The organism is Micromonospora sp. DT62 (assembly GCF_049847285.1).
In the GTDB taxonomy this organism is placed as follows: Bacteria; Actinomycetota; Actinomycetes; order Mycobacteriales; family Micromonosporaceae; genus Micromonospora; species Micromonospora reichwaldensis.
The window spans coordinates 1-21,037 of the sequence record NZ_JBNCOB010000040.1; the positions used below are offsets into that span (position 1 = coordinate 1).

At 74.3% G+C, this 21,037-nt stretch carries 12 protein-coding genes, 1 rRNA gene and 1 pseudogene; 8 read left to right on the forward strand and 6 right to left on the reverse strand.

From position 1 onward, the window contains the following. A 5S ribosomal RNA gene (gene rrf / locus ACPXCB_RS30380) occupies nucleotides 1-109 on the forward strand; the annotation flags it as partial. Nucleotides 110-655: 546 nt separating this feature from the next. Here the strand turns inward: rrf and ACPXCB_RS30385 are convergent. After that, a complete protein-coding gene (locus ACPXCB_RS30385) occupies nucleotides 656-2,470 on the reverse strand; it encodes a VanW family protein (protein WP_425879452.1) in 1,815 nt (604 codons plus the stop codon). Between the two features lie 181 nt (nucleotides 2,471-2,651). On the opposite strand from ACPXCB_RS30385, the gene nudC reads away from it, so the two are divergent. Continuing rightward, on the forward strand, nucleotides 2,652-3,572 hold the full coding sequence (nudC, locus tag ACPXCB_RS30390; protein WP_425879454.1) for an NAD(+) diphosphatase: 921 nt from the start codon (nucleotides 2,652-2,654) through the stop codon (nucleotides 3,570-3,572). Between the two features lie 42 nt (nucleotides 3,573-3,614). Here nudC and ACPXCB_RS30395 read toward each other — a convergent pair whose 3' ends face one another. Together ACPXCB_RS30395 and ACPXCB_RS30400 are read right to left on the reverse strand one after the other, a co-directional pair. Further along, nucleotides 3,615-6,146: a DUF5005 domain-containing protein gene (locus tag ACPXCB_RS30395; RefSeq protein ID WP_425879456.1), complete on the reverse strand. Its 2,532-nt coding sequence runs from the start codon at nucleotides 6,144-6,146 to the stop codon at nucleotides 3,615-3,617. A gap of 20 nt (nucleotides 6,147-6,166) precedes the next feature. Continuing rightward, the gene (locus ACPXCB_RS30400) at nucleotides 6,167-7,426 is read right to left on the reverse strand and encodes a polysaccharide biosynthesis protein (protein ID WP_425879457.1); all 1,260 of its coding nucleotides are present in this window, start codon (nucleotides 7,424-7,426) and stop codon (nucleotides 6,167-6,169) included. Nucleotides 7,427-7,512: 86 nt separating this feature from the next. Between ACPXCB_RS30400 and ACPXCB_RS30405 the strand changes: the two are divergent. Together ACPXCB_RS30405 and ACPXCB_RS30410 are read left to right on the forward strand one after the other, a co-directional pair. Beyond that, nucleotides 7,513-9,078: pseudogene (locus ACPXCB_RS30405) on the forward strand (hypothetical protein); the annotation flags it as partial. A 139-nt stretch (nucleotides 9,079-9,217) separates the two neighbouring features. Beyond that, complete coding sequence (locus ACPXCB_RS30410) at nucleotides 9,218-9,412, forward strand: hypothetical protein (RefSeq protein ID WP_132238409.1); 195 nt, start codon at nucleotides 9,218-9,220, stop codon at nucleotides 9,410-9,412. Here the strand turns inward: ACPXCB_RS30410 and ACPXCB_RS30415 are convergent. Further along, nucleotides 9,397-10,608 carry a glycosyltransferase family 4 protein gene (locus ACPXCB_RS30415; RefSeq protein WP_425879459.1) on the reverse strand — a complete coding sequence of 404 codons (1,212 nt, stop codon included), beginning with the start codon at nucleotides 10,606-10,608 and terminating at the stop codon, nucleotides 9,397-9,399. The two genes, ACPXCB_RS30410 and ACPXCB_RS30415, sit on opposite strands and share 16 nt — an antisense overlap. A gap of 85 nt (nucleotides 10,609-10,693) precedes the next feature. Here ACPXCB_RS30415 and ACPXCB_RS30420 point away from each other — a divergent pair, with 85 nt between their 5' ends. Continuing rightward, a complete protein-coding gene (locus tag ACPXCB_RS30420) occupies nucleotides 10,694-15,004 on the forward strand; it encodes an alpha-(1->3)-arabinofuranosyltransferase domain-containing protein (RefSeq protein WP_425879461.1) in 4,311 nt (1,436 codons plus the stop codon). Here ACPXCB_RS30420 and ACPXCB_RS30425 read toward each other — a convergent pair. After that, a complete protein-coding gene (locus ACPXCB_RS30425; protein WP_425879463.1) occupies nucleotides 14,896-16,095 on the reverse strand; it encodes an acyltransferase family protein in 1,200 nt (399 codons plus the stop codon). The genes ACPXCB_RS30420 and ACPXCB_RS30425 overlap by 109 nt on opposite strands. A 110-nt stretch (nucleotides 16,096-16,205) precedes the next feature. On the opposite strand from ACPXCB_RS30425, the gene ACPXCB_RS30430 reads away from it, so the two are divergent. From ACPXCB_RS30430 to ACPXCB_RS30440, 3 genes are all read left to right on the forward strand, one after another. Continuing rightward, on the forward strand, nucleotides 16,206-17,327 hold the full coding sequence (locus ACPXCB_RS30430; RefSeq protein WP_425879465.1) for a DUF3068 domain-containing protein: 1,122 nt from the start codon (nucleotides 16,206-16,208) through the stop codon (nucleotides 17,325-17,327). A 413-nt stretch (nucleotides 17,328-17,740) separates the two neighbouring features. Further along, entirely contained in the window at nucleotides 17,741-17,863 is a 123-nt protein-coding gene (locus ACPXCB_RS30435; protein WP_425879466.1) for a hypothetical protein, read from the forward strand. Nucleotides 17,864-17,942: 79 nt separating this feature from the next. Then, entirely contained in the window at nucleotides 17,943-19,280 is a 1,338-nt protein-coding gene (locus ACPXCB_RS30440) for a DUF6114 domain-containing protein (protein WP_425879467.1), read from the forward strand. Nucleotides 19,281-19,341: 61 nt separating this feature from the next. Here ACPXCB_RS30440 and ACPXCB_RS30445 read toward each other — a convergent pair whose 3' ends face one another. Continuing rightward, nucleotides 19,342-21,012 (reverse strand): DUF885 domain-containing protein, encoded by a 1,671-nt coding sequence (locus ACPXCB_RS30445; protein ID WP_425879468.1) that lies wholly within the window; start codon nucleotides 21,010-21,012, stop codon nucleotides 19,342-19,344. Nucleotides 21,013-21,037: the final 25 nt, after the last annotated feature.

The following is a 21,037-nucleotide window of genomic DNA, read 5'->3' on the forward strand; positions in this document are numbered from 1 at the left end:
TCATGGCGGAGGGGAAACGCCCGGTTACATTCCGAACCCGGAAGCTAAGCCCTCCAGCGCCGATGGTACTGCACTCGTGAGGGTGTGGGAGAGTAGGACACCGCCGGACAATCTTTCAGTTCAGGGCCACCCCGCAAGGGGTGGCCCTGAACTGCGTTACGGACCTTTTCGCGGCTCACGAGCAGCCGCCCGTCGCGCTCCGCCGCCACCAACCCCGCCAAGGCCCGATTGCCGGAGCAGATCCCCGAGGGATACACCGACTCACGGGGGCACGGTCTCGGCGGGACACGACCACGGCGAGGGCCCCGACACCTTGGTGGCGATGGCCGCCCAGGTTCGCCCCGACCTGCGCGGCCAGGGGTTGGCCGGTGATCTGCGCACGGGCCCTGCGTTCGCTGGCCGACCAGCGCGGGTGGCCCGCGGTCGTCGGCGGTGGCATGCAGTGGACCGGCACCGATACCGGCACCGACGCCGACACCGACGCCGACACCGACGCCGACACCGGCACCGACACCGACACCGGTTGCGCGGGCACGGGCGTAGCGACGGTGTTCGGCACCTCCACGAGGGCCGTGACGCGGTGTGCGTACCGCAGGAGGAAGCCCCGCCGGCGACGTGGCCGGCGGGGCTTCTCCGAGCGGGAGTCAGGCGGCCGTCAGGACGGCTCGCGACCGCAGATGAAGCGCGGCTCGGCGGAGTAGCGCCAGGTGAACTTCTCCCGCTTCACGACCTTGCCGTCCTTCTTGAACACCCGGTAGGCGTCCTGGGTGAAGCCCTGGCTGCCGCCGGCCGGGATGCAGGTCGGGCCGGGCTCCAGGTAGACCGTCTTCGGCTGGGTGATGCTGCGGCGCGGGGTGTACTCGGTCTTCACGCTGTCCCAGATCTTCGTGCTCCAGATCGACACGGTGATCGAACTCGACGTGTAGGAGGTGTCGATCAGGACGCCGTGCTCCGTGTTGTTGCGGAACCTGAAGTCGAGGTCCGGCCAGAAGATGGTCGACTCGATGACCGCCGGATACCGGCTGAACCAGTACGAGTGCGGCTTGTGCTCGACGTCCTCCAGCCCGGCGTAGTACGTCGCGTTGAACAGCGTCGTGGTGAACTGCGAGGTGCCGCCGCCCACCCCCGGGACCAGCTTGCCGTCGAGGATGACCGGGGCGTCCCGGTAGCCCTGGGCGTAGCCGCGCTCGCCGGTGTGCCCGTTGAGGGAGAACGTCTCGCCGGGCAGCACCACCGTGCCGTCCACGTCCTTCGCGATCGTGACGATGTTCTGGCTGCGCGGCGAGGAGAGCCCACCGGTGAAGTGCGTGGTGAAGGTGGAGACCCGCTCCTTGATGCCCAACCCGGCCAGCTTCGCCGCGGTCAGCTCCGGCTCCGCCGGCTTCAGCTCGCCGGTGACCTTCCGGTCGTCCGCCTTCGGCAGGACGGCGAGCAGGTCGCGGCCGAGGGCCGCGCTGTCGAGCTGCTGCCCGGGCTTGCCGTCGACGACCTTCGGCTTGCCGCCGGAGATGGTCATCCGGGCGTCCCTCGGCGGCACCTCGATCGCGGCCAGGTCGTCGCCGAGCGCGGCCCGCAGCCGCTTCACGTCGACCTGCGGGGTGAGCTTGCCGGCCTTGTCGGCGGTGAACCGGAGGCTCCTCGCGATCGCCTTCGGCGGGATCTGCACCGAGCCCTTGCCGGTGGTCAGCGTGACCGGGGCGGCGACGGCCGGCTTCGCCAGCTCGGCGACCAGCCGGTCCACCTCCTCGGCGGTGGTCGCGGGGTGGGTCTCGATCAGCGGCACGGTCACCGGCTGGCCGGCGAGCCAGCCCTCCCGTACCACCTGCGCGGAGCGTGCCGGATCAAGGGCGAGGCTGGGCTTCGGGTGCACCGCCTTCGGCGTGCTGCCCTTCCAGGTGATCGCCGGCATGGTCATCTTCCGGCCCTGGTCGCCGACGACCTTCTCGAGGGCGGCGTCGAGCCGGGCGGCGTCCACGGTCACCACCGGCTGCACCGCCCGGGATCCCACGAGCCGGTCGACGGCGTGCGCGTCGGCCTCGGCCGCCGCCGCCACGGTGGCGTCGACGTCGACCGCCAGGCCGACGGTGGCCGGGTCGATCGTGGCGGTCCGCTCGCCGACGCGTACCGACAGCGGGGCGTTGAGCGCGGCGGCGCGGCGTTCGAGCTCCGTCCGCAGCTCCCGGGCGGCGTCCGCGCGGCTCCGGCCGCCCAGCTCCGCGCCGAGCACCGTCGTCCCGCGCGGCACGTCACCGGCGTACGCGTAGGCGCCCGCCCCCGCCACGGACGCCAGCACCGCCGTGGCGGCCCCGGCGGCCAGCAGCAGGCGGACCCGGCGGGACCGTGACCCGCCCGGCCTGCCCGCCGGCGCGACCGGCTCCGGCTCGTCACCGGGCCAGGTCACAGCCTTGACCTGCACGGTGGGCCGGTCGTCGGCGGGTGGAGTCTTCTCGCCGTACAGCGTCACGGTCACCTCGATCGGACGTACCACAACGGGAGGAGCGCACCTCCGCCCGGAAGACACCTACGGTAACCGGCGCCCCGGCGGGTCGGGAGCCAGCGCCCCACCCTTCGCGTCGCGGCATGTCGCCCGGCGTGTCGGGGGACACCGGCCGGTCGTCGGGCGGGCCGGCGGGCATGACACGGTAGGGACCATGGGAGTGGACGAGGCGGTCCTGGCGTACGGGGGCGGTTGGCTGGACCGGGCGGGGGAGCTGCGTACCGACCCGGAACGGCTCGCCGCCCTGCTGGCGGACCCGGCGAGCACCCTGCTGCCGCTCTGGCGGGACCGCTGCCTGGTCACGGGGGACGTGCCGGTGCGGCTGACCGGGGAACGGGCGGCCAAGGCGCTCACCGTCGCCGACGAGACCGTCTTCCTGGGCATGGACGAGGGCTCGGCCGTCTTCGCCGTCGACCTCTCCGGGCTGCCCGAGGCCGCCGCCGTCGAGGTGGCGGAGGCGGGCGCCGCCGTGGACGTCCGGGCGCTGGTCGGCCGGCTCGACCCGGCCGGGGCGGCCGTCCAGGCGTACGCGCGGGGGCTGCTGCACTGGCACCGGCAGCAGCGCTTCTGCGGCACGTGCGGGGCGTCGACCGTCGCCCGGGGCGGCGGACACGTCCGGTCGTGCGCGCGGGCGGACTGCGGCCGGCTCCTCTTCCCCCGGATCGAGCCGGCCGTCATCGTGCTGATCGAGGCGCCCGGCGTTCCCGACCGTTGCCTGCTGGCCCGGCACGCGGGCGCGCCCGAGGGGGCGTACTCGACGCTCGCCGGCTTCGTCGAGGTGGGCGAGAGCCTGGAGGACGCCGTCCGGCGGGAGATGGCGGAGGAGGCCGGGGTGACGGTGACGGACCTGGCGTACGTGGGCTCGCAGGCGTGGCCGTTCCCGGCCGGCCTGATGGTGGGCTTCCGGGCCACCGCCGCGTCCGAGGAGGTGCGGGTGGACGGCGAGGAGCTGCTGGAGGCGCGCTGGTTCACCCGGGACGAGCTGCGCCAGCGGGCGGCCGCCGGACGGCCGCTGGGCCGCGCCGACTCGATCGATCACCACCTGCTGCACTCCTGGCTGGCGGCCGGGGCCTGACCGGGCCAGCTCCTCCAGTGCGACGTGGTCACCGCCGGTGTTTCAGCGGACGAGCACGGCGACCGGCGCGGACGGCGTGCCGGTGTCGATGCCGTCGGTGGCGGCGACCCGGAACTCGTAGCGGTGCCCGCGGACCAGCAGTACGGCGGTGAAGTCCGTTCCGCCCACCGGCACCGGGTCCGTCCGCCATTCGCCGCCGGCCGTGACGTCGCGGACCTGGACGCGGTAGGCGAGGCCAGGCCCCGCCGGACGCCAGCTCAGTCGGGCCTCGCCGTTGCCGGCCGACGTCGCCGCCAGCCCGGCCGGCGTGGGCAGCCGAGGGACGGCCCGGACCGGCCTGCTCTGCCGCCCGGCACCAGCCTGGTTGGCCGCGGCGACCACGAACTCGTACTCGTGTCCGTTGCGCAGCTGGCGGATGGTGGCCTCGGTGCCCTGCACGGGCACCTCCTCCTCGGTGAACTCCCGCTCCCCGGCGGTGAGGTCCCGCCGGTAGACGCGGTGCCACCCGCCGGGACTGGCCGACCGCCAGGTCAGCTCCACCTCGCCCGTGCCGACCTTCGTCACCCGCAGGTCGGTCGGCACCACCTTCGGCGCGCTGAAGGTCGCCCGGGCCCGCACCGGCGGGGAAGGCGGTCCGTCGCGGTCGCGGTCCACCGCGCTGACGGTGAACTCGTACTCGTGGCCGTGCTCAAGGTGGCGGGCGAGGTGGCTCGGCCGGCTCTCGAGTGCGGGCGAGCCGGGTCGGCTCTGGCCCGCCGTCAGGTCGCGCCGGTAGACCCGGTAGGAGACGCCGGGACCGAGGTTGGCCCAGCCCAGCCGGATGTCGCCGTCCGGCTGGGCCTGTGCGGTCAGTCGGGCCGGCGCGGCCGGCGGGCTGACCGATGCGGTGGCCCGGACGGGCGTCGAGGGCGGGCTGTCCCCGCCGCCGCCGACCGCGACGACGGTGAACTCGTACGTCCGGGCGTGCCACAGCGAGCCGACGGTGGCGCTGGTGCCGGTGAACGTGCCGACGAGGGCCGGTTCCCGCTGCCCCGCTGTGACGTCGCGCCGGTAGAGCCGGAACACCTGGACGAACGGCACCGGCTCCCAGTGCACGGCGACGTCCCCGGTGCGGCCGGCCTCGGCCCGCACCCCGCTCGGCGGCGGTGGCGGCGGCACGGTGGCGGTCATCCGCGCCACCGGCGAGGGAGGGCCCTCGCCCCGCCGACCGACGGCGGTCACCCGGAACTCGTACTCGTGGCCGTCGACCAGGAAGTCGGCCGAGGAGCGGGGCTCGGCGGACGGCTCGCCGATCCGCACGAAGTGGGTCTGCCCGGCGGTCACGTTCCGGCGGTGCACCAGGTAGCGCAGCTCGTCATCGGCCGGGACGGGACGCCACCGCAGCTCGGCGTTGCCCGCGCCCCGCGCTTCGGCCGTCAGTGCCGCCGGCGCCGGCGGCACGTCGGCCCGGTCCGGCCGGGGGCGGGGCCAGTCGACCTCGACGAAGCGCGGCCGGTAGAGGCCGGCGTCGGCGTACGTGACGGCGTCGTCGACGTTGTTGACGTTGTAGGAGATCAGCAGCTTGCCCGGACGAGCCAGGTCGGGGTGCAGGTCGGCGTCGTAGACGAGATGCCCGGCGTCGGTCTCGGGCGCGCGGTGCAGGTAGTCCGGCCCCTCGAACGGACCCGTCGGCCCACCCGCCGTGTACGCCACCACGTCGGCGCTGAACACCAGGTTGTTCTCGTGGGTCACGAGCACGTAGCGGTCACCGACCCGCTGCACCCCGTACGACGTGCCGACCCCGCTGAGGATGCGGGCGGACCGGTCTGCCGTGGGCGCCCAGTCGGTGCCCGTCCAGAACTCCCACGGGCCGTTCAGGTCGGTCCCGGCGACCCGGGCGAGATGAGCGAACTTCGTCTCGCCGCTCGCCTCGGTGCCGTAGATCAGGGTGTGTCCGCCATCGCGGAGCAGGCTGGAGCCCCACGAGATGCGCTCTCCCAGCGGCAGCGGCCGGACTGCGGTGGGTGTCATGCCGGGCAGTGCGAAGGTCGCCAGCGAGGTGCCCAGCAGGATGTGGTCCAGCGGGCCGTCGCCCGTCCGGCGGTAGCGGTTGACCAGCATCTGGAGGGTCTCGTCCACGACCTGGGCGTCGCCGATCCAGTAGAACTGGTCGGCGGCCGGCGGTGGTACGAGCGAGGCGGGGTCCTCGGCGGTGCCGCCGTGCACCGTCTCGCGCAGTTCGTCGCCCTGCTGCACCACGGCGGAGTTGTTGATGAACGACGCGGTGCGGGGGCGGGAACCGTCCGGGCCCACGGGGCCGAGGAACGTGTCGGAGAAGAGCCAGAGGAGCCGGCCGTCGGGGAGCCGGACCGAGGCCGTCCGGTCGGCGCCGTTCCAACGGCCGGAGGTGTCGCCGTAACGCTCGAAGAGGGCGGTGAGCCGGTCGGCCGACATGCCGCCCTCGGCCCGAGCCCGGCCCGGTACGCCGGCCGTCAGGCTGAGCACCAGCGCGGTGGCGTACAGAACGAGCAACCAGCGGGCGTGGGTGCGGGCCTTCCCTGGACCGGACCCGGTCGTGGGCGTGCTGACGCTCACCAGAAACCCCCGTCTCCTGGTTATCCGTCCCGCACTGTGACATGTCCTTCCGCTTGGGTGGTAGTGGCCGTACGGGTGTGTTTCGACCTGCTGCCCCGTTCGTGGGCCAATGTCAGGAATCCGATGGCGACGGCGGTGGCCGCCGCCGTCGCCAGGGCGGCCCCGGCGATCCCGGCGACGGTCCGCGGCACGACGGTCGCGACGGCGGCCACGAAGATCACCGTGGACGTCCACAGCGGAGCGGCGGGCCACCGGACCGACGCCGCGACCCGGGCGTTGACCAGGATGAACACGACCGCGTACAGGGCCCCGGTGGCGGCGAAGAGCGGCGCGTAACGACCGGCTGCGGCGTAGTCGGGACCGCCGGCCAGGCGGAAGGCCAGCCCGCCTGCGAGCGCCGAGCCGAGCACCAGCACCGCCCCGGCGCTGGCGACCAGAGCCAGCGCGGCGACCAGGGCGCGCCGGTCACCCCTGGCGAGCCGGGGCAGCGCGATCACGGTCACCACCTGCGGCGCCCACAGCGCCCCCTTGGTCAGTACCGTGCCGACGGCGTAGGTGCCAGAGACGTCCGGCGGCAGGAAACGGCGGGCGAGCAGGAGGTCGGCGTAGGAGACCACCAGCATCGCCAGGGTGGCGCCGCTGGCGGTGAGCACCGTCCGCGTGGCGAGGGAGGGCACGGCCGGGTCGATGCCGGCGCCCCGGTTGAGGCGCACCAGCAGGGCCAGCACCAGGACCGAGGTGAGCGCGCCGGCCAGCAGCGACCCGGTGAGCCCGCCGCCGAGCGAGAGCCCGGCGACCATGCCCCCGTAGCGACCGGCGCCGAGCAGCGCCATGCCGACGGCGAGACGCAGGAACCGCTGGTCGCCTTGCAACTCGCCCAGCCAGCGGCCGGCCGCCACGACCGCCACGGTCAGCACGCCGAGTAGCAGCACCGCCGGGGCGGCCAGCCGGAGCTGGACGGCGGCCACCGGCAGCGTCAGGGCGAGCAGCGCGGCGGTGACGAGCACCGTGAGCAGGGTCGGTCGGGCGGTGGCGGCGCGACCGTGCCGGGCCCGGTGCACGGCGACCGCGATCTGGAGCCCGGTGCTGGCCACGCCACCGATCGCACCCAGTGCCAGGAGCGTGGCCAGCGCGCTCAGCTGCGCCGGATCGAGGTGCCGCGCACCGAGGACGGGCACCCCGTAGGCCAACCCGTTGACGAACACGCCGGCGAGCGTCACCGCGACGCCGGCGGTGCCGAGCCCGGTCGCCCGGCCGGGCTTTTCCGAATCCGTACCCATCAACCGTCCCGTGTCGCCGGCACTCCCGGCTGTGCAACGGGCGCGCGTACAGTGGCGCCACGCCGGTGCCACGCCCGGTCAGCGTAATGAGGAGGTCAACCCTGCGGGAGAGGTCGATGCTCGTCGGGCTCGGGCTGGCCGTCACCCTGCTGGTGCTGGCTCCGCTGGCGGCACCCGGTTACGTGCTCAGCTACGACATGGTCTTCGTGCCGCACCAGCCGTGGCGCGCCGAACTCGTCGCCCCGTCCGACTCGCTGCCACGGGCGGTGCCGTTGGACGCCCTGGTGTCGCTGGCGAGCCAGGCGGTGCCCGGGTGGCTGGTGCAGCGGCTGGCGCTGGTCGCGGTGCTGCTGCTCGCGACCGTCGGCGCCGGGTTGCTGGTGCCGGCCCGGCACCCGGTCACCCGGCTGGTGGCCGCCGTCGGATACGCGTGGACGCCCTACCTGGCGGAGCGGCTGCTGATCGGGCACTGGGGTCTGCTCCTGGCGTACGCGTCGCTGCCCTGGCTGGTGCTGGCGGTGATCCGGCTGCGGGCCGGTGGACGGCGGGCGCTGCCGCTGCTGGTGCTGGCGGCCGCCCTCGCCGCGGTGACCCCGACCGGCGGCCTCATCGCCCTGGCGGCCACCGTCGTGCTGGTGCCGCGGCGCGGCAGGGGCCGGGTCGGCGCGATCGCGATCGCGGTGGTGCTGCTGCTGAACGCGCCCTGGCTGGTGGCGGCCGCCCTGACCGGGGCGGATGCCCGGACCGACCCCGACGGGGTGGCGGCGTTCGCGGCGCGGGCGGAGAACTGGAGCGGAGCGCTCGGAGCCCTGGCCGGCACGGGCGGGATCTGGAACGCGCAGACCACACCGGTGAGCCGGTCGTCCCCGCTGGCGCCGCTGGCCACCGCCGTCGTGCTGGCCCTGGCGGTCCTCGGCTACCGGGCGCTGCGCCGCCGGTGGGCGGACGGGTTCTGCGACCGGCTGGCCCTGCTGGCGGCCGGCGGATTCCTGCTCGCCGCGCTGGGCGTGCTGCCCGGCCTGGGCGCGTCGCTGGAGTGGCTGGTGGCCACGGTGCCGGGAGCCGGGGTGCTGCGCGACGGGCAGAAGTTCCTCGTTCCGTACGCCCTGCTGGTGGCCGTGGGGTTCGCGCTCGGCGCGGAACGGCTGGCCGGGTCGGCTGGCCGGGTGGGGCGGGCCGGCGCGGGCGCGGTGCTGGCCGGGGCGCTGGCGCTGCCGGTGGTGGTCCTGCCGGACCTGGCGTTCGGCGCGGCCGGCCGGCTGCGGCCGGTGGCCTATCCGGCGGACTGGGACGCCGTCGCCGCCCGCCTCGACGGCCAGCCGGGCGAGGTGCTCTCGTTGCCGCTGGGCTCCTACCGGGCCTATCCGTGGAACGGCGGCCGGACGGCGCTCGACCCGCTGCCCCGCTACGTCGACGCCGAGGTCCTGGTCGACGACACGCTCTGGGTGGGCACGAGCGAGGTGAGCGGGGAGAACCGGCGCGTCGCGCACGTGCGGCGGGTGCTCGACTCCGGTGCCCCCGTGCGGGCGACCGGGGTGCGCTGGGTGGTGGTGCAACGGGTGGCCGGCGGGCAGCGGACGGACCCGGCGACGCTGGTCGGGCTCCGCGAGGTGTACGCGGGCGAGGACCTGACCCTGTACGAGAACCCGACCGCGCGGGGCCCCGGTGCGCGGTGAGCTGCCGAGGGTTCCCGCCGCCAGGCCGGAATCGATCGTCCTCGCGGCCCTCCCCACCGACGCTACTTGGTGGTAACGTCCCGCGCACGCAGCTCACGAGGAGGAAGTCAGCACCATGCGCAGTGCTCTCTCGTTGGTTCTCGCCGGAGTGATCGCGGTCGCTCTCGGCGTCTTCGGGTCGGTGGCGCTTGCCACCACCCTCACCGGCACCTCGTCGTCCGAGGCCGCCAAGGCCGAGCAGGCCGCGCGGACCAGCTCGGACGGCGGTGGCGGCGGCGCCAACAAGCCGCTGGTCTACGGCACGAGGTAGGACGGCTCCACCGGTTCCATCTGCTCCGCCGGCACCACGCTCCGAACGTTCGCGGCCCTCGTCACGAGGGCCGCGAATTTTTCGCCCGAGATCGACCAGGTGAAGCGGGCCGCGTGCGCCCGTGCCGCCGTGCCCATCGCGGTGCGCCGAGCGTCGTCGGTCAGCAGCAGCCGCACCTTGGCGACGAAGTCGTCGACACTGTCGGCGAGCAGGCCGGTCTCGCCGTCGACGAGCGCCTCCTCGACACCGCCGGCACCACGGAACGCCACCGTCGGCGTACCGACCGCCCCGGCCTCCACGATGGTCAGCCCCCAGCCCTCCTTGAGCGAGGGGGTGAGGGCGACCCAGGCGCTGGCCAGCAGCTCCCGCTTCTCGGCGTCGCTGATGAAGCCGGTGAACCGGACCCGGTCGGTGACGCCCAACTCCTCGGCGAGCTGGCGCAGCTGCGGCTCCCACCAGCCCTGGCCGGCGACCACGAGGGTGAGCCCGGGCAGCTCGCCGGTGAGCCCGGCAACCGCGTGCAGGGCCAGCTCGACCTGCTTGTGCGGCACCAGCCGGCCGAGCACCACCAGGGACGGCTGCGGGGTGCGCGGCACCGGCCCCACCGTCATGTCGGGGGTGCCGTTGTGCACGATGGCGACCCGGGACGGGTCGATGCCGAGCGTGGCCAGTTCCCGCCGGGTGGCCGCCGAGACGGTCACGTACTGGCAGTGGCGGTAGACGCGGGGGGCGAGCCAGGACTCGACCCACCAGCCGAAGCCGGCCAGCCAGCGGCCCAGCACCACCGGCCACTGCTCACGGTGCACGTGGTGCACGAGTGCGATGACCGGCCGGCGGGCGTACAGGGCGGACAGGAAGGGCAGGCCGTTGCCGACGTCCACGATCAGATCGGGGCGGCCGCCCCGGCGCCGGGTCAGCGGCCCGAGGCCCAGGGCGCCGGCCAGGTAGACGAGCGCGGTGCGCAGGTAGACGGTGTGCCGCCCGCCGCGCCGCAGCACGCGTACGCCGGCGGCGGTGACCTCCTCGGCAGGGCCGGCGGAGTGGGTGGCGCAGAGCAGGGTGGCCCGGTGGCCCCGGCGTACGAGTTCACCGGCGATCCGCTCGACGTACACCTCCGAACCGCCGCCCTCCGGGTTCCGGGTGTCGCGCCAGTTGAGGAAAAGTACGTGCCGGGTGGCGGCAGGCGGTGCTTCCACACTTACTCCTACTGCCGAGTAGTCTTCGCGTCGCGTCACACTATGGGCTTCGTCACGGCCCCCGCAATGCCCGATCGGAGGCGAAATGCAGCAGGCGCCGGCCCGCCCGGAGCTGACCGACCGACCGGACGCCACATCGAGAAGGGTGTGGCGTCTGCGCTTGGTCGCGGTCTGTCTCGGTTTGTCGGCCCTGGCGTTCCTCCAGGATCCGGGCATGATCGCCATCGACACCAAGGTGGACCTGGCGGTCGATCCAGCCGGATGGCTGAGCCGCGCCCTGCACGTCTGGGACCCGGACGGAACCTTCGGCCAGCTTCAGAATCAGGCGTACGGCTACCTCTGGCCGATGGGCCCGTTCTTCCTGCTCGGCGAGGTGCTCGACATCCCGGCCTGGGTGGTGCAACGGCTCTGGTGGGCGCTGGTCATGACGGTGGCCTGCACCGGCGTGGTCCGGCTGGCCGAGCGGCTGCACATCGGCACGCCGGCCGCCCGCCTGCTCGCCGGGGTGGCCTTCGCGCTCTCCCCCCGGCTGGTCACCGAGCTGGGCCCGATCTCGGTGGAGGCATGGCCGAGCGCCCTCGCACCCTGGGTGCTGGTGCCTCTGGTGGGGCTGGCCCGAGGCGGCTCCGTACGCCGGGCGGTGACCCTGTCCGCGCTGGTCGTGGCGTGCGCCGGCGGCGTCAACGCGACGGCGGTGCTGGCCGTCGTGCCGCTCGCCGGTCTGTGGCTGGTCGGCCTGCACCCGTTCCGGCTGCGGATCCGGGCGCTCGTCGCCTGGGGGCTGGCGGTGGGTGCCGCCACCGCCTGGTGGCTGGTGCCCCTGCTGCTGCTGGGCCGGTACAGTCCGCCGTTCCTGGACTACATCGAGACGGCACCGGTCACCACTGCCCCCACCGACATGACCACCGTGCTGCGCGGCGCCTCGCACTGGCACGCGTACCTCAACGGCGCGTACGGGCCGTCGTGGTCGGCCGGCTGGCGGCTGGCCACCGAGCAGCCGCTGGTGGTCGCCACCCTGGTGGTGGCCGGCCTCGGCCTCGCCGGCCTGGCCCGGCGCGGGATGCCGCACCGGCGCTTCCTGGCCACCGGCCTGCTGGTCGGGCTGGCCCTGGTCGGGCTCGGCCACGTCGGCGGGGTCGACGGATTCGGCGCCCAGACGCAGCGGGACTTCCTCGACGCGGCCGGCGCGCCCCTGCGCAACGTGCACAAGTTCGACGTGGTGCTGCGGCTGCCGCTCATCCTCGGGCTCGCCCACCTGCTGGGGTTGGTGGGACGGGCAGCCCGCGCGGGCGACCGGTCCGACGTGAACCCGGGCCTGCCCCGCCTGCTCCAGCCGGTGCGGCTGCGCGCCACGCTGGTCACCGGGACCGCCCTCGTCGCTGTCGCCGGGGTGGCCGCCCCGGCGTTGGCCGCCGGACTGCCCGCGCAGGGCAGCTTCCGGGAGGTGCCCGGCTACTGGCACCAGGCGACCTCCTGGCTGGACAGCAACCTCGGCGACGACCGGGTGCTGGTGGTGCCCGCCGCCCGCTTCCCCCGCTACCTGTGGGGCAGCCCGAGCGACGAGGTCACCCAACCTCTGTTGGAGAGCCCCTGGGCGGTACGCAGTTCGGTGCCGCTCACCCCGCCGGGCACGATCCGGCTGCTCGACGCCGTCGAGTCGTCGCTGGCCAACGGCGAGGGTTCCGCCGGGCTGGCCGACCTGCTCGCCCGCTCCGGCGTGCGGTACCTGCTGCTCCGCTCCGACCTCGACTACGGACGCTCGGGCGCCACCCAACCGGTGGTGGTCCGGCAGGCACTGCAACGCTCGCCCGGCATCCGCCCGGTGCGGGCCTTCGGACCGGAGGTCGGTGGCGGCCAACTGCCCGGCAACTTCGTCGACCACGGGCTGGACGTGAAGGTCCGGGCCCTGGAGGTGTACGAGGTCGCCCAGCCGGTCAGTCCCGTCGTCGCGTACGACGCGAAGGGCCTGACCACCGTGGTGGGCGGGCCGGAGTCGCTGCTCCAGATCGCGGCGGCCGGCCGGCTCTCCGACGCCCCGACGGTGCTCGCCGGGGATCGGCCGGCCGGACTGACCGACGGCCCGGTGGTGCTCACCGACGGGATGCGCCGGCGCGAGGTCGCGTTCGGGCAGCCGCACGACAACGCCTCGGCGACCATGACGTCGGCCGACAAGGCGAGGCTCGGCGCGCCCGCCCGGGACTACCTGCCGCCGTGGGGCGAGGGCCAGGCCACCACCGTGCGCTACCTGGGCATCGGGTCGGTCACCGCGTCGAGCTCCTGGTCCGACGCGCAGCCGCTGGTGGGCGGCCGACCGGCGCACCAGCCGTACGCGGCGCTCGACGGCAGCCTCACCACCGCTTGGCGCTCGGCGCCCGGGACGGTCACCACCGAGCAGTGGCTGGAGGTGGAGCTGACCGAGCCGCAGGTGGTCCGCGAGGTGGGCATCGTCTTCGACACCGGCGCCGACTCCCTGCCCACGAAGATCACCGTCAGCGCCGGCAACCAGCAGGCGGTGGTGGAGAACCCGGGCCAGAGCGTGCAGGTCACCGTCCCCGCCGGCTATCCGACCCGGCGGGTGCGGATCTCCATCGACGAGGTCTTCGACATCCGGGCCGGCTTCGGCGGCGTCGGCATCGCCGAGATCACCATCCCGGGCGTGCGGGCCGAGCGCACCCTGGCCGTGCCGGCGCCCCCGGCGACCGCCGCCCCGGCGTCCGTGGTGCTCACCGCCGCCGCCGGCGCCTCGCCCTGCGTCTTCGACGAGGGTCGGCCGATCTGCGACGGCGGGCTCGTCCGGGAGTCCGAGGACGGCGACCGGATCGACCGGACGCTGAGCCTGCCGGTCGCCGCCGGCTACGACGTCGCGCTGCGGGTGCGCCCGCGTGCGGGCGGCGCGCTGAACGCGCTGCTCGACGGCGGCGGGGCGGCGGCCGTCGCGCGCGGGGTCACCCCGGTGGTCGCCGCCTCCAGCGTCGGCGTCTCCCACCCCGCGGCCCGGCCGGGCGCGGTGGTCGACGGCGACCCGGCGACGACCTGGTACGCCGCCGCCTCCGACCGGCAGCCGTGGCTGCGCCTGACCTGGCCGAAGGCCCGCCAGATCGCCGGGCTGAAGGTGACCCTGCCGCCCACCGCGGCGGCGGCCCGCCCATGGCAGGCGACCGTGATCGGAGACGGCGGCATGCGCGGCGGCGTCTTCGACGAGGGCGGCAGCCTGGTCTTCGACCGGCCGCTGAAGACGGACGAGATCACCGTGCTGATCTCCGACGTGGTGCCGGCCAACACCTTCGACCCGTACCGGCGGCTGTCACAGAGCCTGCCCGTCGGCGTGGGCGAGCTGACCGTGCTGCCGGACGGACCGGTGCCCCGCAACGACCCGGAGGCGCGCGTGACGCTCCCCTGCGGCACCGGGCCCACCGTCGAGGTCGGTGCCGTGCGGCGCCGGACGGCGCTGGTGGCCAGCCGGCGGGAGCTGGCGGAGCTGCGCGAGGTGGACGCGCTCCTGTGCGGCGCCGGAGCGAAGGATCCGCTGCCGCTGGCCGCCGCAGAGGTGCGGGTGGTGGCGGCGGCGAGCCGCCTGGCTACGCCCACCCGGCTCGTCCTGACGCCGCACGCCGTGGTCCCCGGGCCTGCCGACGGCAGCGCGGCCGGCTCGGCGGGCGTCGCCGGCTCGGCGCGGGTGGCGGACGCCGTGCAGACCCCGGTCCGGGTGGACGGCTGGTCGGCCACCCGGCGGTCGCTGCACCTGGACGGGTACCCGGGCCAGCGGGTGCTGGCCCTGCGGGAGAACGCGAACCCCGGGTGGGAGGCCACCGCGGGCGGCGAGCGACTCACCCCGTTCGTGGTGGACGGCTGGCAGCAGGGCTGGCTGGTGCCGGCCGGGTTCTCCGGCGAGGTGCTGCTGCGGTTCGCCCCGGACGACGGGTACGTCCTGGCGCTGGGCGCCGGCGCGATCGCGCTGGGCGGGGTCGCGCTGGCCGCCCTGCTCCCGAGCCGGGGCGTGCCGGTGCCGGCGGCGGGGCCGCCGCGTCGACGTCGGCACCGCCTGCTCGCCCTGCTGTTCGGCGGGACTGCGCTGCTGCTGGTCGGCGGCCTGGCCGCGGTCGCGGTGGCGCTGCTGGCGGCGGCCGGCGTGGTGGCCGGCCACGCGCTGGCGCCGCACCTGCACCCACCGGACCGGCGCGGGCTGCGCCGGCTGTACCGGGTGGCCGGGCGCTGGCTGCCGGTGGCCTGCTTCGCGCTGGCCGGCTGGTACGCGGTGACCCGGGGTGGGCACACCGACGCGGCGCCTCAGTTGGCGGCGGTCGCCGCCGTGACGGTGCTCTGGTTCTCCCTCGTGCTCCCGCGCCGACGCGGCCGGGGGGCGTTCCAGCGCTGGAAGGGGCGCTCGACGGCGTAGTAGCTGATGGCCGCGAGGACCAGCCCACCGGCGACGGTGAGCAGGAAGATCTCGCCCGTGTCGCCGCTGAAGTTCGGGCGGTCACCCACGATGTAGACCCCCTCCAGCACGAACGGGTGCCAGAGGAACAGCCCGTAGGACACCCGGCCGAGCCACCGGCCGACGGCGCCGCCGAGGACGGCCTTGGTGCGGGTGGCCGGCCCGAACGCCACCGGCAGCACCACCATCACCGCCACCAGGGCGTACAGCGCCATCTTGAGCCCGAACTCGGCGGCGGTGGGCTCGGCCAGGTCGCGGGGTCCCACGATCGGCGTGGTGGCCACGGCCAGGGCGGCCAGCGCGACCGACCAGCAGGCCAGCGGCGCGGCGCCCAGGTCGTCCAGCCACCGCCAGCGGTGACCGGTGCCGGTGCGCAGCGACACGTGGACGGTCGCCAGCGCCATGCCGGCGCCGAACCAGCCGGCGTACGAGGGCAGCCACATGGTGTGCAGGCCCAGGTTGAGCAGGCCTGATCCCATCAGGGCCACCCAGCCGGCGGTGATGGCCAGCCCCGCCGCCACGATGAGGACGGTGGACCGGCCGGGCCGCCAGCGTCGCCGCATCAGCAGCACGGCGAGCAGCGGCAGCAGCAGGTAGAAGGTCGCCTCGGTGGCGAGGCTCCAGGTCTGGCTCAGGCCGTGGCGCAACTGCCGGGGTTCGTAGATCTGGGTCAGCGTCAGGTGCCGCCACCAGTCGCCGGCGGCTGTGGGCTGATTCTGCGGCAACACCAGCAGGCAGACCACCACGGTCAGCCAGTAGGCGGGCAGGATTCGGGTCGCGCGGCGCCACAGGTAGCGCCGGGCGGAGGGGGACCGCTGCCCGGTGGCCGACGAGTGGGCGTACGGGCGGAAGAGCAGGAAGCCGGAGAGCACGAAGAAGACGGCGACGCCCACGTCGAGGCGGGACAACCAGCTGCCCAGCCCCGAGTCGCCGGTGTTGGCACCGGTGGCGAACCCGACGTGGTGCCCGACGACGGCCAGCGCGCCGATCACCCGTACGGCGTCCAACGCGGGCAGTCGGCGGAGGTCGTGATCCGGAGTTGGGGCAGACATCAACCGTCCAGAGGGTCGCGTGAATATGTAACCCGGGAGTAACCTGCGGCCAAGTTTAGGGACAGGACCGCTCGCCGGACACCGGCTGACTGTCTTTGTTAGGAGGATCAGTGAAGGCTCGTCTGGGCGCCGTGCTGTTCGGGATAGGCGTCTTGTGTCTTGTGCTCGCCGCGGGGGCGGCGTTCTTCGTGGCACCGACGGTGACGAAACTGCCGTACGACCTCAAGTTGTGCAACGCGGAGGGCAAGCCCGAGGGCTGCCTGAAGCCGAGCGTCGCGGTGGCGGAGAACGCCAAGTTCCTGCAGCTCAAGAAGGACGCCCCGCCGACCGTGCAGACCGGCAGGCTGGAGTCCACCACCGAGGTGGCGCCGCAGGCCGGCAGCACCGAGGGGGAGATGACCGGCGACCTGGAGGGCAAGGCGGTCGTCTGGGGCGCGTACGGCACGGTGAAGTGGGTCCAGACCGGCGAGGTGATCAGCCAGTACTCTGCGGAGTTGGCCCTGGACCGGAAGACCGCCGCGGCGGTCGACTGGGACAAGCAGTTCCTCCAGGCCGACGGCCCGGAGGGGCCGAGCGAGGTCACCTTCGGTGGTCAGACCTACAAGTTCCCGTTCAACACGGAGCGCAAGGACTACGAGTACTTCGACCGTGACCTGCGCAAGGCGCTGCCGATCCGGTTCGACGGCACCGAGAAGATCAACGGCACGGAGGCGTACCGGTTCCAGCAGGTCATCGAGGAGACCGACCTGGGCATGCCGGCCGAGCGGGTGGGTGGCCTGCTCGGGGCGTTCGCGCCGGGCGCGACCAGCGGCAAGGTGATGTACAGCAACACCCGCACCATCTGGGTCGAGCCGGTCAGCGGCAACTTCGTCAAGGTGCGTGAGCAGCAGAAGAAGACGCTGGTGCCGGACCAGGGCGCGAGCACCCCGCTGCTGGACGGCGACTTCGTCTACACCGACCAGACGATCGCCAACAGCGTCGAGTCGGCCGGGAACAACCGGGACAAGCTGCAGCTGATCGGCCGGACCATCCCGCTCGTGCTGACGGTCGTCGGCGCGCTGGCGCTGATCATCGGGCTCTGGCTGGTGCTGGCCGGACGCCGGGCCACCGCCGCCGCGCGGCACCGCGCCGACGGCGACGGCGACGCTGCCACGGCGCCCGCGCCGCGGACGTCGTCCGAGCAGGTGACCTCCGGGGCGCCCGTGCGCGACGGCGAGGCCGGGCACCGGTAGCGGACCGGCGGTCGGCGTCCAGGTGTGGGCGTCGACCACCGGCAGCAGTTGACAGGCCGCCACCGTCGTCCCCGTTCGGGGGCGAGGGTGGCGGCCTGTTGTGCAGGAGGCCTCGCCGTTATTGAACCGTAACCTGAATCGCTGCTCGTCACGGACGGTCGTGCTCGAAGGGTGACGTGCCCGGTTTGCGCGAGAATCATTGATCAATGTCCATGGAGTCGGGAGCTCGGTCGTACTGGCTCGCTACTCCGCGTGACCTTGACTGTGGCGGGCGGCGATCCGGGCCTTGTGGCCTGCGTCTTCGCGCGGCATCATCGTCCCAGTTCCCTACTCGCCGGTAACTGTGGCAGCCCCGGTGCGGGGCCGTCGCCGGTCGACCGGCGACCCGCGCGACATCCCTGAGGGGAGGAACCGTGCAGGACCGGTTCGACCACCAGGGCCGCCACCGGTGGCGGCGCTTCGCCGCGCTGCTGCTGTCCGACGGGACGACGCGCCCCGTGACGGTCTCGGGCATCCGCGGCGCCACGCTCTTCTGACCTGAATTCCGGGACCGCGGCGGTTGTGCTCCGTGGGCCCGTTCCAGCTCCGTCCCCTCTGGCCCGCCAGGAGGCGTACGTGACGACCGACGATCCGCAGCCGGTGTGGCGCGGCCGGTTCCGCGAGGCGTGGCACGGCTTCCGCCGCTGGCGGCGGGTGCGACCGTTCCGGGGCGGCCTGCTGACCGCGCTGGCCGGTCTGGAGATCCTCGGTACCACGCAGAGGTCGCTCGGCAGCCCCACCCTGTCCGCCGTGCCGTTGCCCGCCGAGCCAACGTCGGTGGAGGCTGGGCCCGTCGAGCCGGTGCGGGCGGACGCCGGACTCGTGTCCGCCGCCGTCGACCCCGCCGAGCCCGTGCCCGCCGTGCCGAGCGGCACGAGGCCTGCCACTGCCATGCCGGCGGCCGAGTCGATGCACTGCGACGCCAGGCCGCGCGACCTCCGTCCGTACGTGGTGCTGCCGGTGCTGCTCGGCCTTGCCGCCGCCGTGGCGCTCGCCGCGCCCGGCCCGACGCCGGTGCGCGCCGTGGCGCCGCCGACTCCCGCCTGCCCCAGCACAGCTCCCGGCCAGGGCGGAACGCAGCCGGCCCCGAGCGGCACGCCGGGCGGAACGCGGCCCGCGCCGAGCGGCACGCCGGGCGCGTTCCCGGCCCCGACCGGGACGCCGGGCGCGACACCGGCCCCGACCGCCCCCGGCCCGTTCCCGTCGACGGGCGGCGGACGCGACGCCGTTCGCGACATCCTCGACGGCACCGGTGACCTCGTCGATGGCGGCCGGCGCGACGACGAGGAGGTGGCCCGCCGGGCGACGCCGTCGGCCACGCCGAGCGTCCGTCCCACGGCCGTGCCGAGCGTCCGTCCCACGGCCACGGCCACGGCCACGGGTCGGCCGGCGGTGCCCGGCCAGGGGTGCGTCCCGGCCAGCCCGCAGCCGAGCCGACCCGGGCAGGTGGCGGCGGGCAGACCGCTGCCCCGGATCGCCGCCGACCCGGGACAGCCGGTGGTGGCGGCGGTCCCGTCGAAGCTCACCGGTTCGAAGGTGACCATGGACGGGCTGCGGTTCGAGGGCGTCGTCGACCTGCCCACCGCCGACGGCAGCCTGAAGGCGCTGAAGTTCACCATGGACCGCGCGGTCACCGACGATTTCCTGCTCCGGGCGCCCGCGCCGGCCGGCCGGACGATGCGGTTCGCCACGGACCGGCTGACGGTGCAGGGGGACGTCGCCTTCTACGCCACCCGGTTCGTCGGGCGGCTGCTCGGCGTCAAGATCACGCTGACCCCGGACCTGCCGTTCCCCGACGGCCTGCCGATCACGTCACCTGTTCCGATCGCCTTCACCGAGCCGGCCATGGAACTGGCGTTCGTCAACAGCGACACGCTGACCGCCCGGCCGGCGTTGGAGCTGACCCTCTCCTGACCTCACTCCACCACCACCGACGGTGCGGGGCCGGTGTCCCGCCGGCCCCGCACCGTCGACCTCAGAGGCGGGCGAGCGCCTTGCGCAGCGGGTCGAGCCCCAGCGAGCCGAGGTCGAGCGCCTGCCGGTGGAACTCCTTGAGGTCGAAGTCGGCGCCCTTGCGGGCCTTCGCGTCGTCACGGGCCTGGAGCCAGATCCGCTCGCCCACCTTGTAGGAGGGGGCCTGCCCCGGCCAGCCGAGGTAGCGGTTCAGCTCGAAACGCAGGTTCTCCTCCGGCACCCGGCAGTGCGCCCGCATGAACTCCCAGCCCAGCTCCGGCGTCCAGCGTTCGCCGGGGTGGAAGCCGAACGGGTTGTCCTTCGGGATCTCCAACTCCAGGTGCATGCCGATGTCGACGATCACCCGGGCGGCCCGGAACGCCTGCCCGTCGAGCATGCCGAGCTTGTCGCCCGGGTCCTCCAGGTGACCCAGCTCGTCCATCAGCCGCTCCGCGTAGAGCGCCCAGCCCTCGCCGTGCCCGGAGACCCAGCAGAGCAGGCGCTGCCAGCGGTTGAGCAGCTCGGCGCGGACGGCCGTCTGCGCGACCTGGAGGTGGTGACCCGGCACGCCCTCGTGGAAGACGGTGGTCACCTCGCGCCAGGTGGAGAAGTCGGTGACGCCCTGCGGCACCGCCCACCACATCCGCCCCGGGCGGGAGAAGTCCTCGCTCGGGCCGGTGTAGTAGATCGCGCCGTCGCTGGTCGGGGCGAGGCAGCACTCGATGCGGCGTACCTGCTCCGGGATGTCGAAGTGGGTGCCGTGCAGGTCGCCGATGGCCTTGTCGGCGAGCGCCTGCATCCAGTCCCGGAACGCCTCCTTGCCCCGGATCGTCCGGGCCGGGTCGGCGTCCAGCACCTCGACCGCCTCGTCGATGGTGGCGCCGGGGCCGACGATCCGGCCGGCCACCGCACGCATGTCGGCCTCCAGCCGGGCCAGTTCCTCGAACCCCCAGGCGTACGTCTCGTCGAGGTCGACCCGGGCGCCGAGGAAGTACTGCGAGGCCAGCTCGTAGCGCTCGCGACCCGCGGCCTGCTTCTCCCGGCCGAGCGGAGCCAGCTCGGTGCGGAGGAACTGGCCGAACTCGGCCGTCGCCGCGGTGGCCGCCGCCGCACCCCGCCGCAGCTCGGCGCCGAGAGTGCCGTCGGCACCCAGCCGCTCGACCAGCCCGTGGAAGAAGTTGTCGCCGTCCGGGTCGACCCAGATGTCGCACTGCTTGGCGACCTCGACGAGCTGGACCCGGGCACTGACGTGGCCTGCGGCGGCCGCCTCGCGCAGCGTCGCCTTGTAGCCCTCCAGGGTGCTCGCGAAGCGGTTGAGCCGGGCCGCCACGTCGGCCTTGGCGTCGTCGCCCTCGGTCGGCATCAAATCGAAGACCATGCGGACCTCGTGCAGGCCGCTGGAGATCACGTTGACCTCGCTGCTCGCCTCGCCGGCGTCGTAGCGGGCGAGGTCGAGGCCGAGCCGCTCCTGCATGGCGTCCTTGGCGGTCCGCTCCGCCTCCGACTCCGGCTCGGTCACCTCCAGGTCGGCCAGCGTCCGTCGGATCAGCTCCGCGCGGGCCGTGTACCCGTCGGGCGACAGGTCGTCGAGCTGGTCGTCGTAGCCGGCGATGCCGACGTAGGTGGCGCCGATCGGGCTCAGCGGCGCCCACTCGGCCACGTAGCGGTTCGCGAGGTCATCGATTCGTCCCACGCTGCGACCCTACGTGAGGGCACCG